The following is a 15,241-nucleotide window of genomic DNA, read 5'->3' as shown; positions in this document are numbered from 1 at the left end:
ATGTCCGCTTCCGTTGCTGGTCCTGTCACCAAACCTGTTGAAATCAAAAAAAGCCTGATCGATGCCGTGATCGCCGGACTGCTGGCGCTGATCGTGTTCGGTCCTATTGTCGGCATCGTGCTCGACGGTTACAGCTTCAACCTGCAGCCCACGCGCGTGGCCTGGCTGGTGGCTGTGGTCATGGTCGGGCGTTTTCTGATCAGTCTTTTTCTGCAGACGCCCAAGGGCATACGCCTGTCTCAGAGCTTTGAAAGCTCGGATTCTGGCGTGCATGTGCTCAAGCCCGATCACAAGTCCAGCCTGTACTGGATCATTCCGCTGCTGATCGTCATCGCTATCGTGTTTCCGATCTTCGCCAACAAATACATCCTGACGGTTGTGATCCTTGGCCTGATCTACGTGCTGCTTGGCCTTGGGCTGAATATCGTGGTCGGTCTGGCGGGATTGCTCGATCTGGGTTACGTCGCGTTCTACGCCATCGGCGCCTATGGTCTGGCGCTCGGCTATCAGTATCTGGGCCTGGGTTTCTGGTCGGCGTTGCCGCTGGTAGCGATCGCGGCGGCGCTTGCCGGGTGCATTCTCGGCTTCCCGGTATTGCGCATGCATGGCGACTATCTGGCCATCGTGACGCTCGGTTTCGGCGAAATCATTCGTCTGGTACTGAACAACTGGCTATCGTTCACTGGCGGTCCGAACGGGGTGCCGGTGCCGTCGCCAACCTTCTTTGGCCTAGAGTTCGGTCGTCGTGCCAAGGACGGCGGTGTCCCCATTCATGAATATTTCGGCTTCGATTACAACCCGGACCTGAAATTCATCTTCATCTATACCGTGCTGTTTCTGGTCGTGCTGGCGGTGCTGTTCATCAAGCATCGCCTGACCCGCATGCCGATCGGACGTGCCTGGGAAGCGTTGCGCGAGGATGAGATCGCCTGTCGTTCGATGGGGCTCAATCACGTACTGGTCAAGCTCTCGGCGTTTACCATCGGTGCTTCGACAGCGGGGCTTGCGGGCGTGTTTTTCGCCAGCTACCAAGGCTTCGTCAACCCGACGTCGTTCACCTTCTTCGAGTCGGCGCTGATTCTGGCCATCGTTGTGCTGGGCGGTATGGGCTCTACCATCGGTGTGGTGATTGCCGCGTTCGTGCTGACCGTTGCGCCTGAACTGCTGCGCAGCTTCTCCGAGTATCGGGTGCTGCTGTTCGGCATTCTGATGGTGCTGATGATGATCTGGCGACCACGCGGACTGATCCGCATCAGCCGCACCGGCGTCAAGCCACGCAAGGGCGCACTGGTGACAGACGGAGGCGCACGATGAGCAATGAAGTGATTCTTTCTGTCGAGCACCTGATGATGCACTTTGGTGGCATCAAGGCCCTCAGCGACGTCAGCCTCAAGGTGCGGCGCAACTCGATCTTCGCCCTGATCGGCCCCAACGGCGCTGGCAAGACCACAGTCTTCAACTGCCTGACCGGTTTCTACAAGGCCACTGGCGGGCGCATCGAGCTGCACACCCGCGGCAAGACCACCGATGTGATCAGGTTGCTGGGCGAGCCGTTCAAGGCCACTGATTTTATTTCGCCGAAAAGTTTCCTCAGCCGGGTGTACTACAAAATGTTCGGTGGCACTCACCTGGTCAACCGGGCAGGGCTGGCGCGCACGTTCCAGAACATCCGACTGTTCAAGGAAATGTCGGTGGTTGAAAACCTGCTGGTTGCCCAGCACATGTGGGTCAACCGCAGCCTGATCAGCGGCATCCTCAATACCAAGGGCTACCGCAAGGCCGAAGAAAACGCGCTTGATACGGCGTTCTACTGGCTGGAAGTGGTTGATCTGGTGGATTGCGCCAACCGTCTGGCTGGCGAATTGTCCTACGGCCAGCAACGTCGTCTGGAGATTGCCCGGGCCATGTGTACGCGGCCGCAGGTGATCTGCCTGGATGAGCCGGCCGCCGGTCTCAACCCGCAGGAAACCGAAGCACTGAGCGGCATGATCCGTCTGCTGCGCGACGAACACGACATGACCATCGTGCTGATCGAGCACGACATGGGCATGGTCATGGGTATTTCCGACGATATTGTGGTGCTCGACCACGGCAACGTTATTGCCATGGGCGGGCCGGAACAGATCCGCAACGACCCTAAAGTGATCGCTGCGTACCTGGGCGCCGATGAAGAGGAACTGGTATGAGCAAGCCGATCCTCGAACTGAAAGAGATCGATGTGTTTTACGGGCCGATTCAAGCCCTCAAGAAGGTCTCGCTGCACATCAACGAAGGCGAAACGGTGAGCCTGATCGGCTCCAACGGCGCGGGCAAATCAACGCTGCTGATGTCGATCTTCGGGCAGCCGCGCGCCGCCAGCGGGCAGATCATCTATCAGGGCACTGACATCACCCAGAAGTCCTCGCACTACATCGCCTCCAACGGCATCGCGCAGTCACCAGAAGGGCGACGTGTATTTCCCGACATGTCGGTCGAGGAAAACCTGATGATGGGCACCATTCCGATCGGCGACAAGCACTCGGCCGAAGACATGCAGCGCATGTTCGAGTTGTTTCCAAGGCTCAAGGAGCGCCGCAACCAGCGCGCCATGACCATGTCCGGTGGCGAGCAGCAGATGCTCGCCATTGCCCGAGCGCTGATGAGCCGGCCAAAGCTGTTGCTGCTCGATGAGCCAAGCCTGGGTCTGGCGCCTATCATCGTCAAACAGATCTTCTCGACCCTGCGCGAGTTGGCGGCCACAGGCATGACCATCTTTTTGGTCGAGCAGAACGCCAACCATGCGCTGAAGCTGTCTGATCGTGCCTATGTGATGGTTAATGGCGAAATTCGTCTCTCCGGTACGGGCAAGGAATTGCTTGTAAATGAAGAGGTCAGGAACGCCTATCTGGGCGGGCACTGAGTTCGTCAAAACGCTGCCGTTTCTCGCGAACGCCCCGAATGTCGAAACATTCGGGGCGTCATTCTTTTCGATTGTGGAAAACATTTCTGACGACCTCTCCGGATGCGACATAAAACCGCTGCAAACGGTTGTTTTGTCACAGTTTCGACTTGTTCAGAATTACTGTGGAACCGGCTGTTAATAACTTGGGAGTATTTAGCTGGAGCCCTTTATGCATAAGGCCTGTAGCGCTCTGGTTAAATTATGCACAGCGCATTTCGACCAAAATTTAATGGCTGTTGTCAACTGCTTTGAGGCTGGTTGTTCATACAGTTTTTTCCGATGCAAACCCTGTGGATAAGTCTGTGAACAAGCATTGGAAAGAGTGAGCTGAGCGTTACTGCGTATGGGCTACAGGCCATCACGGTTTTCTGACGCTTTAGGCGCGCAGGCGAGTCTTGATCAAAGTCAAGGGAAAAACTTTGCCCGACACGCTGGAGGCCCCGAACGACGGGACTTTCAGCAGGACTGACTTGCCCCCAGAGATTGTGTGTCTGACTGTGGATAAGGTGGGCAAAACTAGCTGCAAGGCCCGGAACATATGGCTCTGCTCTTGCTGGTTGTTTTTTGTACAAATGCGTCGGGTTGTTGCATCGCAGTCCCGCACAAAGGCATTCTGCTGCCCTGCGGATAACTTATTAACAGGCTGCGCTTTTTTTGCGCCATGTCAGGAGAACCAAATGACTTCCACGGTATTCATCACAGGCGCTACTTCCGGTTTTGGTGAGGCCTGCGCTCGCCGGTTTGCCGAGGCGGGCTGGTCGCTGGTATTGACCGGCCGCCGCAAGGATCGTCTGGATGCCTTGAGCGCCGAGCTATCGAAACAAACCAGAGTGCATACGCTGGTGCTGGATGTGCGTGACCGCAAAGCCATGGAGAGCGCCATTGCAGACTTGCCTGAAGAGTTCGCCACCATTCAGGGGCTGATCAACAATGCCGGTCTGGCGCTGGGGATCGATCCTGCGCCGAAGTGCGATCTGGATGACTGGGACACCATGATCGACACCAACATCAAAGGTCTGGTCTACACCACTCGCCTGTTGCTGCCACGCCTGATCGCGCACGGTCGCGGTGCGAGCATCGTCAACCTGGGCTCGGTGGCCGGTAACTATCCGTATCCGGGCGGCAACGTCTATGGCGGCACCAAGGCCTTCGTCGGCCAGTTCTCTCTGAACCTGCGCAACGACCTGATCGGTACGGGTGTGCGGGTGACCAACCTTGAGCCAGGGCTGTGCGAGAGCGAGTTTTCGCTGGTGCGCTTCGGTGGCGACCTGGCCAAATACGACGCCACCTACGCGGGTGCCGAGCCTATTCAGCCGCAAGACATTGCCGACACGATTTTCTGGATTATGAACACGCCGGCGCACGTCAACATCAACAGTCTGGAACTGATGCCTGTCAGTCAGACCTGGGCCGGTTTCGCGATTGATCGCAACCGCGGCTGATCAGCCCTCTGCGGGCGTCGGCGGCGGGAACGCGGTGATGAAGCGATTCTCGATATAGTCGGCCAACCCGATGTAACAAGTCGCCAGATGGTAAGGCGTGGTCGATGGCATATCGCTGCGACTGACACGGCCATCTGGCTCGACGCACTCGTTCCAGCCCCTGGCGTGCAGAAAGCGCTGTTCGAACGCCAGTAACTGGTCGGCCAGCCCAGCCTCGCACTCGGGCGTCAGCGCCATTGCCCGCAGGTATTCGGCTTGCGCCCAGATACGCTGGGTAGCATCGCGTACCGTGCCGTCCAGCGTCAGCATGGCGGTGACAGCGCCGGTATGTGCATCAACGCCTTGTGCCTTTGCATAGGCGAACGCCCGAGTCATGGATTGGTGCAGTTCGTGATCGTGCAGGTCAGGCGAGGATTGCAGCAGAAAAAACCATTCGAACTGATGACCTGGCTCGTACCAGTTATCCACAGCGCCCAGCGGTTTTTCGAGCATTACGCCGGTCGCTGTATCGACGAAACGGCGCTGCATGTGGATAACTAGCGCGTCCATCGCCGACTGGATTGCCGGATCGGCGCGCACCGACAGCGTCGCCAGAAAGGCTTCTGCCAGGTGCATCAGCGGGTTCTGCAGTGGCCCGGTGCCCAGTCTTGACCAGTCTTCATCGAGTTGCGCTTCATACAGCCCGTCATCGTCGGCAAAGCGCTCGGCTACGACATTGAGCGCTGCATTGAGCACCGATTCGGCGAGCGGATCCTGTACCTTCGCCCAGTAATGCGCACAGGCAAAGATGATGAAGGCATGTGTGTAGAGGTCCTTGCGGCGATCCAGAGGTTTGCCCTGCGGATCGATGCTGTAGAACCAGCCGCCATGCTCGGCATCATGAAAGTGTTGTTGCAGAGAGCGAAACAGCGCACTGGCTCGGGTACGCGCCGCCGGCACTTCGGGATGACCGATCAGGCTGGAAAACAGGAACAGCTGGCGCGCACAAGCCATCGCCCGATAACGCTGCGGTGGCAGTGGCTGCTCGTTGACGTCCAGTGCTTCGTAAGGCAATGCCAATTGCGCATTCCAGCCAGGCCCCTGCCAGAGCGGCACGACCACTTGCAGGAAATGCGCCTGCAAGGCGGCGAAAACCGGATTCAGTTCGGGGGTGGAGGCAGAGCTGGAAGCAAGAGGCATCGGCGGGCATCGCGGCAGTGTCGAGTTGCGCAGCATGTTATCAGGATTGCTGCGCGGATGAGCATTCAGGCCGCTGTGTGCCTGTACCTCTCGTTACTCACGGCGCTGAAGTGTTCCTTGGAACATTCAGCCTGCCAGCAACCACACGCCAGTAGCTGCCGAGGCTGCGCCTGCGATGCGAACCAAGGGTGCGGCGGCTTGCGGCAGTGCGCGCACTACGGCGTAACCCACTGCATGCAAGGCTGCCGTTGCCGCCACGAAACCGGCTGCATAGGCCCAAGGGCTGGACATCTCAGGCAGTTCAAGACCATGCGCCACGCCATGAAACATTGCGAACAGTGCCGTTGCAGCCACCGCCAGTGCCAGCGGCGGACGAACCGCCAGGGCGACAGCCAGGCCCAATGCGAGCACCGAAGCCGCAATGCCGCTTTCCAGCCCTGGCAGGTTCAGACCTTCGAAACCCAGAACGCCGCCGATCAACATGGTGCCGACAAATGCACAAGGCAGTGCCCAGCGCGCCGCACCTTTTTGCTGAGCGGCCCACAGGCCGACTGCAAGCATCGCCAGTAAATGATCCAGCCCGCCGAGCGGATGGCTTATGCCGGCGATCAAACCGTTATCGCCGTGGCCGGGGTGAGCCAGGGCCAGGGTCGGAGCCAGCAGCAGGGCAAGTGCGCCAAAGGCTTTTGTGTAGTTCATCAACAGGTTCCTTTAGAGAGGTGATTTCAGGCGGCAGTCAGCAAGCCCTGGCGCTCGATGAAGGCGATGATCTGTTCCAGACCCTGGCCGGTTTTCTGGTTGCTGAAGACAAACGGCTTCTCGCCACGCATTTTGCGCGTGTCGCTGTCCATCATCTCCAGTGAAGCGCCTACCAGCGGCGCGAGGTCGATCTTGTTGATCACCAGCAGGTCGGATTTGCAGATGCCTGGCCCGCCCTTGCGTGGCAGCTTGTCGCCCGCCGACACGTCGATCACGTAGATCGTCAGGTCAGAAAGCTCGGGGCTGAAAGTGGCTGACAGGTTGTCGCCACCGGACTCGACGATAATCATGTCCAGAGCTTCGAAGCGCCTGTTCAGTTGATCGACCGCTTCCAGATTGATCGAAGCGTCTTCGCGAATCGCCGTGTGCGGGCAGCCACCGGTTTCAACGCCGATGATGCGCTCGGGCGCCAGTGCTTCGTTGCGCACCAGAAAGTCGGCGTCTTCACGGGTATAGATATCGTTGGTCACGACGGCCAGGTTGTAACGATCACGCAAGGCCAGGCACAGCGCCAGGGTCAGTGCGGTCTTGCCGGAACCTACCGGGCCACCGATGCCGACGCGCAGGGGTTGGCTGTTCATTGAATTCTCCTTAAGGGCTGATCAGGACCGGAATAACCGGCTGTATTGACGTTCGTGCGCCATGCTGGCGAGCGACAGACCAAAAGCTGCGCTGCCAACATGATGTATGTCCTGGTGTGTGGCATTTGCCTGAGCCTGTTGCAGCAATGGCAATAGCTCGCTGGTCAGGCGTTGAGCGGCCTGCTGGCCAAGCGGCAAGGTTTTCATCAGCACTGCCAGCTGGTTTTCCAGCCAGCTCCAGAGCCACGCGGCCAGCGCGTCCTGCGGGTTGATCTGCCAAGTACGTGCAGCGAGCGCCCAGCCCAGGGCGAGATGCGGCTCTGCGGTCTGCTCCAGAAAGTGGCGGGCATCGCGATCCAGCTCGGGCAGCCCGTTGAGCAACTGTTTCAGCGAATAGCCCATCTGACGACTTTCCAGATGCAGTTCGCGAGTCTCGCGGCTGGTGCGATGCTGCTCACTGACCTGCAGCAATTGCGCCCAGTCGTCGGCTACCGCAGCCTCGCAATGAGCCAGCAACAGAGGCGCCTCGAAACGGGCAAGATTGAGCAGCAACTGATCACCGATCCAGCGCCCCGCAGTCTGCGGGTCCACCACAATGGCCTGCTCTACCGCCATTTCCAGTCCTTGCGAGTAGCTGTAACCGCCAATCGGCAACTGCGGACTGGCCAGGCGCAAGAGCGCCCAGGCGCTGTTCACGTGCGCACGCCAAACTGGTGCATGCGCGGCGGGTAATTGAAGTCTTCTTCCCCGGCGCGTGAGTGGTGGTGACCGCCGCCGTAAGCGCCATGTTCCGGCTGGAATGGCGCTTCGATGGTTTCAGTGGTAGCGCCCAGTTGATCAAGCATGGCCTTGAGCACGTAATCGTCGAGCAAGCGCAGCCAGCCATCACCGACCTGCAAGGCGACGTGCCGGTTACCCAGATGGTAGGCGGCGCGCGTCAGTTCGAAGGTGCTGCTACAGGTGACATGCAACAGTTTTTCGGGCCGCGCACAGACCCGTACGATGCGCCCGTCCTCCGCCCGCAGAAACTCGCCATCACGCAAAGGTGACTGGCCGCGCTGCAGGAACAGCCCGACGTCTTCGTTTTCTGCACTGAAGCAGCGCAAACGGCTCTTGCTGCGCGCTTCGAAATTCAAATGCAGTTCGGCGGCCCATTCGGCCTGAGGTTCGATTCGTGTGTGAATCACCAGCATCAGATAGCTTCCAGCCAATTGCGATGCTTCAAAGCAGAGCAAGGTGCTTGCCAACAGAGCAAGGTGTAGGAAATGGCTGAAAGACGTGGCTGAAAACGCGCTCCACGAGCATGGCTGCGATTCATTGTGGTGCGAATTTAGGGGTTTGCTTCAGTTTGGTGCATTAATTTTTCGCCGGGTGATGGGCCAGCCTGCGAAAGCGGTTTCAAGCTAGAACGTGCAGAGCGATGCACCGCTTTCAATCGTGGCTGCCAAGCCCTCGCCAGTGTCGCGCGCCTATAAAGATGAAACGCAACTGCTGGGTGATTTTCGCCTGCGGGGTCAGGTGCGGGGCGAGCGAGGCGGGTGGGGGGTCGATCAGTTCCGGCAGCATGGCAAAGACGCTTTTCACCACCAGGTCGGCGATGATCGACAGTGCATCAGCATTCAGATGTCGCCATTTGGGCATTTTCGCCAGGTCGGCGGTCAGGTCGGCGCTGATGCCTTCGCGCAAGGCCCCGAGCGCCTGCCGCACCTTTAGCGAGCCGCCATATTGCTCGCGGGCAAGGAACAGAAACTGTGAACGGTTGGCAGCCACGCGCTCCAGAAATATCTTCACCGAGGCGCGGATAAGGCCGCCCACTGCGAATTCGTTTTGCCGCACCAGCCGGATGGTCTCGCGGAAGGTCTGACCGACCTCGCTGACCAGTGCGAGGCCCAACTGGTCCATGTCTTCAAAATGTCGATAGAACCCGGTGGGCACGATGCCCGCCGTGCGTGCCACCTCTCGCAGGCTCAGGCTGCCGAAGCCACGCCCGCTCTCCATCAACTGGTGGGCGGCGTCCAGCAAGGCTCTGCGGGTTTGTTGTTTCTGTTCGGCGCGGGGCAGCATGGCTCAAATGTTTCTTGGATTAGGCTGTGCAGCACTTTAGCAAATGCGCTTCGCTTACGTCGAAGGGGTTTTAAGGTGCGTCTATGATTGCCTGCACAGCATTGGTGCTGGTTTTTGCCACGGATTCATATTCAAATCAAACCCTCGGCGCATTTTTCAGTCGAACATTCAAGTCATATTCAGCGCGCCAGGGTCGGGGCGCTGTTTTCTGGAGAGTCACGCATGACGCGCAGCCGCAAGATTTTCGCCTGGATGGGCGCCACGCTGTTACTGGTGCTGGCCCTATTGGTCATCGTGATCGTCACTTTCGACTGGAACCGCATCAAACCCACTCTCAACGAGAAAGTCAGCGAGGCGTTGCATCGTCCGTTTGCAATCAACGGGGATCTGGATGTGCGCTGGACGCGCGAACCTGAACTGGGTGGCTGGCGTGCCTGGGTGCCTTCGCCGCATTTTGTGGCCGATGATTTGATGCTGGGCAACCCGGAATGGTCGAAAACCCCGCAGATGGTGACACTCAAGCACGTTGAATTTCGTCTCTCGCTGCTGCCGTTGCTGGTGCAGCAAGTGGTCATTCCGCGTATTGACCTGACCGGTCCGGAAGCCAAACTTGAGCGCCTCGCCGACGGTCGTGCCAACTGGGTCTTTGACCTGCCCAAGTCCGATCCGGATGCCGAGCCGTCCAAGTGGGTGGTGGATATCGGCGCGATCAAGTTCGACAAGGGGCTGGTGAGCTTCATTGATCAGACGCTGAATGCCAATCTCGATGTCGTGATCGACATGCTGGGCAAGCCAATTCCGTTCGGCGAAATCGTCGGCAGCAAAGAGGCGCAAAAGGCGCAGGAAAAAGGCGCTGTGCCACAGGACTATGCCTTTGGGCTGGCTGTCAAAGGCCAGTACCACGGCCAGAAGCTGAGCGGCACTGGCAAGATCGGTGGCCTGCTGGCGCTCAAGGATGCCAATCAGCCCTTTCCGGTACAGGCAGACGTCAAGATCGGCGACACCCATGCGTTGATTGCCGGCACCCTGACTGACCCGCAAAACCTCGGCGCACTGGACCTGCGCCTGAAATTGTCCGGCGCGAGCCTGAGCAATCTTTACCCGCTGACTGGCGTGACGCTGCCGGATTCGCCTGCCTATGCCACTGACGGCCGGCTGATTGCCAAGCTGCACGACCCTGCGGGCGCGAGCTTTCGTTACGAAGGCTTCAACGGCAAGATCGGTAACAGCGATATTCACGGCGACCTGGGTTACGTCGCCAGCCAGCCTCGGCCTAAGCTGAGTGGTGTGCTGGTCTCCAATCAACTGCTGTTTAGCGACCTTGCGCCGCTGATCGGCGCCGACTCCAACGCCGCGCAGAAAAAACGTGGCGGCGAGAGCAAACAGCCTTCGGGCAAGGTCCTGCCGGTAGAGGAGTTCCAGACCGACCGCTGGCGTGCAATGGATGCGGACGTGGAGTTCACCGGCAAGCGCATCGTGCAAAGCCCTGATCTGCCGTTCACTGACCTCTATACGCACTTGATTCTCGACGACGGTCAGTTGAGCCTCGAGCCGCTGCGCTTCGGCGTTGCGGGCGGCAAGCTGGATGGCGACATCCGGCTCGACGGGCGCAACAAACCCTTGCTGGGTCGGGCAAAGCTGTCTGCGCGCAACTTCAAACTCAAACAGCTGTTCCCGACCTTCGAGCCGATGAAGACCAGTTTTGGTGAGTTGAACGGTGATGCTGACATCAGTGGGCGGGGCAACTCCATCGCTGCCTTGCTGGGCACCGCCAATGGCGAAATGAAAATGCTGGTCAACGACGGTGCTATCAGTCGCGGCCTGATGGAAATTGCCGGGCTCAACGTTGGTAATTACGTGGTCGGCAAATTGTTTGGCGACAAGGACGTGAAGATCAATTGCGCGGCTTCCGACTTCGGCATCAAGGACGGGTTGGCGACCAGTAAGTTGTTCGTCTTCGATACCGAGAACGCCATCATCTACATCGACGGCACCGCGAACATGAAGACCGAGCAGCTTGATTTGCAGATCAACCCTGAGTCCAAGGGCTTCCGCATCTTTTCGCTGCGTTCGCCACTGTACGTCAACGGCCCGTTCGCCAAGCCTAACGCCGGCGTGCATTCCGGTCCGTTGCTGCTGCGCGGGGCGGGCATGGTCCTGCTCGGTGCAACCGTAGGCCCGGCGGCAGGCTTGCTGGCGCTGGTGGCGACTGGCGACAGTGCGCCGAATCAGTGCGGGCCGCTGCTGGAACAGATGCGCACCGGCAAGGCGCCGAAGACGGTGAAGTAACCTGGGGGCAGTCTGGTTCTTCACGCTCTGGCTTCAATGGAACCGGACCCCGTTCGGTCTGAAGTGAGCGTCACGGCTGCGACGGATGACGCAGAGCGTCACGAGATGCGTTACCACGCAGAGCGTGGGGAACGAGAATCTGCGTAGCGCCAGAGAGCATCGTTCCGCACGCTCCAGCGCGATAATCCATCGCCCACAAAAAAGCCAGGACACAGGTCCTGGCTTTTCGCTTTTTGCCGCGTGTTACAGGCCTTCGAGAATGTCCGCCATGTCATCGGCGTGCTCTTCTTCCTGAGCCAGGATTTCCTCAAAGATACGGCGAGTCGTCGGGTCGCTGTCACCGATGTACTGAATGATCTCGCGATAGCTGTCGACGGCAATGCGCTCGGCTACCAAGTCTTCGTAGACCATTTCTTTCAGGGTGTTGCCCGCAACGTACTGTGCGTGGGAGTTCTTCGACAGCAGGTCCGGGTTGAATTCCGGTTCGCCACCCAGTTGCACGATACGCTCGGCCAGCTTGTCGGCGTGCTCGGCTTCCTGAGTTGCATGCTCGAGAAACTCATCCGCAGCGACACTGGCTTTCAGGCCGGATGCCATGAAGTAGTGGCGCTTGTAGCGCAGCACGCACACCAGCTCGGTGGCCAGCGACTCGTTGAGCAGACGCAATACAGTCTCACGGTCGGCGCTGTAGCCTTCAGTGACCGCACCATTCTCAACATTTTGGCGCGCACGCTGGCGCAGGGTAGTTACATCGGATAGCTGTGATTGCGGTGCAGAATTCATCATTTATCTCCAGGACTCATCAGGTTTTGCGGTCTCGCTCTGTGTGTTGCCCGGCAAGATCAGCAAGGGTTGTGAGTACAAGAGGGCCAAAAAGTTTTATCGGATTTTTGCTGGCCAGAACGGATGTGACTAAATGTAAAAATATAAGAAACGAGCGCGATCCCCTGCGGTCCCAAGCAAGAGACCCAAATAAATCGTGGAGATACATACAATGCTTAAATTCCTGGGAAGCACCGTCGGCATCATCTTTCTGATCGGCCTGGTCGTGGTTATCGCCCTGTTCAAGCTGGTTTTCTAAGCGTCAACCTGATGGTTGGCCTTGCCACTGCGCCCTGGGGGATTCTTCTGGGCGCGGTGATTGTTTTCTTTTTCAGAGCGTTTGTTGTCATTTGCAGCGCAAGATCGTTCAGGCGTTGGGAATCGCAATCTGAGTGAAACAGATCAGTTCGATTAGCACCATAATCTGCGCCGTCCAGCTATTTATGTGTGCGTGCTAAAGAATGTCTATAGTTGAAATAGAATAAGAACTGTGTATGGCGTAAGCTGCGTGATCAATGGTGTAAGCAGTATCCACTTCAACTTTATAGGAAGATCGTGCTTCGGCCATGTTCGTGCCTCACGAGTACTTTTTATTATTGATTCGGTCCCAACCGCCTGTCACGTTACCGCCCGCCGTGCCATCGACGATCCATTTGTTGTACTTCTCGTCCAGTGCCTCGCCCGCGATGTCTGCGATTTGAATAAAAGCGTCAAAAGCCATATGAGCCGTTCTTTGGCCATCAGTGGTGCAGCGTTTGCGGTGAGCGGCTATAACATCAAGTCTTTACGCAAGTTGCAAGACGTCAAAGGTGATTTGAAACGCAATGTTTAATTGTGTGTTGATTGTTTAAACATTAAACATTAAGCATTAAACATGGAAAAGCCCGACGCATTGCACGTCGGGCTTTTATACGATAGTTCTATGCGTTATTTCAGTTACATCGCTTTTTCGTTCTGCTCGCGCTGTTCGCAGGTCATGAAACCTTTGTTGGTCACGCGGCCATCACTGTTGAAGCTGACGTGGTAGACCTGTTTATGGCCATCCTTGTACATCACGTAGTTGTTGCACGTCCCCGGATTGACCTTGCGCTCGATCGTGGTCGACGGCTCGCCACCGATGGTCCGGACCTGCTGGCGGGTCATGCCGTTCTCGACCTGCTTGACCAGTGGTTCGTTGCGATAAGTGACATAGTCCACCGGGTTCTGCACGGTTGTATTGCTGCAGCCAGCCATCGTTGCCAATACAAAGGTCGCTGCGAGGATTTTCTTGTACATCTTTATTGCTCCACAAGTCAGAGCCGGTTTTGGCCCGGTATGCCTTGGAGCAGGGAAGGGGGGTGAGAGTTCGAAAAAAAGATGGCGATGAGGCAGCATTTGCTTGCGCGCTGATGCTTTTCCGCGACTAAATACCTCGACCGAGACTGAAAAGCAGCTCGCCGAATAATTGCTGGCACGTTCATGAAACACTGAGGTCAATCTGATGGCATGGTCGAGCGTCTGGTTCGACCTTGGGTCAGGTCATCGTCAGGTTTTTCAGACCGTAGTTCGTTAATCAGCCGATCCTCAGTGACGGCCAGGAAGATGCGATGAGCGATAAAGAGCTGTATGAGATCGAGTACACACTGCTCGGCGAGCACCACGTAGACGTTATCGAGAATCTGGACGTACCCATCATCGAAGTGGTGCACGAGCTGGCGCTCAAGCATCACGTAGAGCTGGACGAGCTTCCCGGCGGCGATACCGGCATGCCTCACGCAGCCGGTATCACCGATGTGTCGATTCATAGCCTGGAGGGCGTTGAAAGCAGCGCGACTGCTTAGGCTGTCCTGGACCGCAGCGGAGTCGTCCAGCGTTCTGCGAGGACGACTCCGCACAGGGTCAGCGCTCCGCCAGCCAGGTGATAGAGCGCCAGCTGTTCGCCCAGTGTCGCCGCGGCGATCAATGCGGTGGCAATGGGCATCAGGTTGAAGAACAAGGTCGTGCGGCTGGGCCCCAGGCGCATGATCGATGTCATCCACAGCCACGGCGCGAGCATCGAGGTGGGGATGGCGGCATATAACACCATCGGAATATTGCTCGCGTTCAAGCCGGTTTTAGGCGACAGCAGAAACGGTGGCAACAGCACAATGATTGCCAGCAGGATCTGCACATACAGCAATTGCAGGGGCGGTAGACGCAACTGCCATTTCTTCAGCAGCGTGCTGTAGATCGCATAGGACGTCGCTGCCACCAGCACCATCGCATCTCCACGGTTCAGACCATGCTCGATCAACTGGGCCGGATTCCCCGCCGAGACCACCACGACCACCCCCGCGAATGAAAGAACGGCCCCCCACAGCGCGCCAGAGGTCAGCCGAGTGCCCAGGCATGCAATCGACAGCCCTAGCGCCATCATGGGCACCAGCGACTGAATGATGCCCATGTTGGTGGCCGTAGTCAGGCCGGCAGCGAAGTACGCCAGGCTTTGATAAAGCGCGGTGCCCAGTACGGCCAAAATGAAGATTTTCCCCAGCACCGGCCTGATGGCGGCACGGTTTGCCCAGACGGGCCTGAGCATGAACGGCGTGAACAGCAGCGCAGCAAGTGCCCAGCGATAAAAGCCTATTTCAGCCGGGAAGATCACGCCGGCGGATGCCTTGGTGACAGCTGTATTGATCGCCCAGATGAGGACTGTAATCAGCGGGAAAGCGTATTGCATGAGGGCATCATCATTAAAACGAGGGGTAATTATCCGCTTGTTTCTCGCAAAGGCCAGCGGCGATGTACCTTAAGCCTTCATGTATTGCGATGCTGACTACACTGAATCACAGCCTGTGCCGTCCGGCGCAGGGTATGTGGAGAGTCAATCGATGAACAAGTTAGGTATCCCTTTGTTGCTCGTTGGCCTGATGTGTTCCGCCCAGGGTTTTGCTGCCACCACGCAGCAGAACAAGATGACCACCTGCAATGCCGACGCCAGTGCCAGATCGCTCAAGGGCGACGAGCGCAAGACGTTCATGAGTACCTGCCTGAAAGCTGCGCCGGCGCCTGCTGCCACTCAGCAGGAAAAGATGAAAACCTGTAATGCGACGGCCAGCGCAGAGGCACTCAAGGGCGATGCCCGCAAGAGTTTCATGAGTGATTGTCTCAAGAAGAAATAATTTTCCGACGCTGGCGGCTCCTGC

18 protein-coding genes are annotated in these 15,241 nt (G+C 57.9%); 9 read left to right on the top strand and 9 right to left on the bottom strand.

Features of this window, described 5'->3' with window-relative positions; genetic code table 11:
* From livM to ALO43_RS10355, 4 genes are all read left to right on the top strand, one after another.
* The gene (gene livM / locus ALO43_RS10370; RefSeq protein ID WP_054997470.1) at nt 1–1,314 is read left to right on the top strand and encodes a high-affinity branched-chain amino acid ABC transporter permease LivM; all 1,314 of its coding nucleotides are present in this window, start codon (nt 1–3) and stop codon (nt 1,312–1,314) included.
* A complete protein-coding gene (locus ALO43_RS10365; protein WP_024690937.1) occupies nt 1,311–2,186 on the top strand; it encodes an ABC transporter ATP-binding protein in 876 nt (291 codons plus the stop codon). Before livM ends, ALO43_RS10365 begins: the two co-directional genes overlap by 4 nt.
* A complete protein-coding gene (locus tag ALO43_RS10360) occupies nt 2,183–2,899 on the top strand; it encodes an ABC transporter ATP-binding protein (RefSeq protein WP_003317226.1) in 717 nt (238 codons plus the stop codon). Before ALO43_RS10365 ends, ALO43_RS10360 begins: the two co-directional genes overlap by 4 nt.
* A 719-nt stretch (nt 2,900–3,618) precedes the next feature.
* On the top strand, nt 3,619–4,383 hold the full coding sequence (locus ALO43_RS10355; RefSeq protein ID WP_054997469.1) for an SDR family oxidoreductase: 765 nt from the start codon (nt 3,619–3,621) through the stop codon (nt 4,381–4,383).
* Here the strand turns inward: ALO43_RS10355 and ALO43_RS10350 are convergent, their stop codons facing one another.
* The 6 genes from ALO43_RS10350 to ALO43_RS10325 all read right to left on the bottom strand — a co-directional run bounded on the left by ALO43_RS10350 (nt 4,384) and on the right by ALO43_RS10325 (nt 8,966).
* On the bottom strand, nt 4,384–5,598 hold the full coding sequence (locus ALO43_RS10350) for an AGE family epimerase/isomerase (RefSeq protein WP_054997468.1): 1,215 nt from the start codon (nt 5,596–5,598) through the stop codon (nt 4,384–4,386).
* A gap of 90 nt (nt 5,599–5,688) precedes the next feature.
* Nucleotides 5,689–6,261, bottom strand: coding sequence for a HupE/UreJ family protein (locus ALO43_RS10345; RefSeq protein WP_005888563.1), 573 nt, complete (start codon nt 6,259–6,261; stop codon nt 5,689–5,691).
* Nucleotides 6,262–6,287: 26 nt separating this feature from the next.
* Nucleotides 6,288–6,902, bottom strand: coding sequence for an urease accessory protein UreG (ureG, locus tag ALO43_RS10340; RefSeq protein WP_005888565.1), 615 nt, complete (start codon nt 6,900–6,902; stop codon nt 6,288–6,290).
* Nucleotides 6,903–6,923: 21 nt separating this feature from the next.
* On the bottom strand, nt 6,924–7,598 hold the full coding sequence (locus ALO43_RS10335; protein WP_024670371.1) for an urease accessory protein UreF: 675 nt from the start codon (nt 7,596–7,598) through the stop codon (nt 6,924–6,926).
* Nucleotides 7,595–8,095, bottom strand: a complete 501-nt coding sequence (ureE, locus tag ALO43_RS10330; RefSeq protein WP_005888569.1) for an urease accessory protein UreE — start codon at nt 8,093–8,095, stop codon at nt 7,595–7,597. The genes ALO43_RS10335 and ureE overlap by 4 nt, the downstream gene beginning before the upstream one ends.
* A gap of 238 nt (nt 8,096–8,333) precedes the next feature.
* Nucleotides 8,334–8,966 (bottom strand): TetR family transcriptional regulator, encoded by a 633-nt coding sequence (locus ALO43_RS10325; protein ID WP_024670370.1) that lies wholly within the window; start codon nt 8,964–8,966, stop codon nt 8,334–8,336.
* A 222-nt stretch (nt 8,967–9,188) separates the two neighbouring features.
* On the opposite strand from ALO43_RS10325, the gene ALO43_RS10320 reads away from it, so the two are divergent.
* Nucleotides 9,189–11,255, top strand: a complete 2,067-nt coding sequence (locus ALO43_RS10320) for an AsmA family protein (RefSeq protein ID WP_054997467.1) — start codon at nt 9,189–9,191, stop codon at nt 11,253–11,255.
* A 243-nt stretch (nt 11,256–11,498) separates the two neighbouring features.
* Here ALO43_RS10320 and ALO43_RS10315 read toward each other — a convergent pair whose 3' ends face one another.
* Complete coding sequence (locus ALO43_RS10315; RefSeq protein ID WP_005888575.1) at nt 11,499–12,038, bottom strand: ferritin-like domain-containing protein; 540 nt, start codon at nt 12,036–12,038, stop codon at nt 11,499–11,501.
* Between the two features lie 211 nt (nt 12,039–12,249).
* Between ALO43_RS10315 and ALO43_RS32345 the strand changes: the two genes are divergently transcribed.
* Nucleotides 12,250–12,336 carry a small membrane protein YohP gene (locus ALO43_RS32345; protein ID WP_441344152.1) on the top strand — a complete coding sequence of 29 codons (87 nt, stop codon included), beginning with the start codon at nt 12,250–12,252 and terminating at the stop codon, nt 12,334–12,336.
* 249 nt (nt 12,337–12,585) lie between these two features.
* Nucleotides 12,586–12,909 (top strand): class I SAM-dependent DNA methyltransferase, encoded by a 324-nt coding sequence (locus tag ALO43_RS31135; protein ID WP_162882507.1) that lies wholly within the window; start codon nt 12,586–12,588, stop codon nt 12,907–12,909.
* Between the two features lie 104 nt (nt 12,910–13,013).
* Here ALO43_RS31135 and osmE read toward each other — a convergent pair whose 3' ends face one another.
* The gene (gene osmE, locus ALO43_RS10310; protein WP_005888580.1) at nt 13,014–13,352 is read right to left on the bottom strand and encodes an osmotically-inducible lipoprotein OsmE; all 339 of its coding nucleotides are present in this window, start codon (nt 13,350–13,352) and stop codon (nt 13,014–13,016) included.
* Between the two features lie 311 nt (nt 13,353–13,663).
* On the opposite strand from osmE, the gene ALO43_RS10305 reads away from it, so the two are divergent.
* Entirely contained in the window at nt 13,664–13,897 is a 234-nt protein-coding gene (locus ALO43_RS10305) for a hypothetical protein (protein ID WP_005888582.1), read from the top strand.
* Here the strand turns inward: ALO43_RS10305 and ALO43_RS10300 are convergent.
* Nucleotides 13,894–14,775, bottom strand: a complete 882-nt coding sequence (locus ALO43_RS10300) for a DMT family transporter (protein ID WP_024690942.1) — start codon at nt 14,773–14,775, stop codon at nt 13,894–13,896. The two genes, ALO43_RS10305 and ALO43_RS10300, sit on opposite strands and share 4 nt — an antisense overlap.
* A gap of 151 nt (nt 14,776–14,926) precedes the next feature.
* Here ALO43_RS10300 and ALO43_RS10295 point away from each other — a divergent pair, with 151 nt between their 5' ends.
* Entirely contained in the window at nt 14,927–15,217 is a 291-nt protein-coding gene (locus tag ALO43_RS10295; RefSeq protein WP_024670367.1) for a PsiF family protein, read from the top strand.
* The last annotated feature ends 24 nt before the right edge of the window (nt 15,218–15,241 follow it).

This window comes from Pseudomonas tremae, from assembly GCF_001401155.1.
GTDB classification, from domain to species: Bacteria; Pseudomonadota; Gammaproteobacteria; order Pseudomonadales; family Pseudomonadaceae; genus Aquipseudomonas; species Aquipseudomonas tremae.
This window is presented reverse-complemented; position numbering and strand designations above follow the sequence as displayed.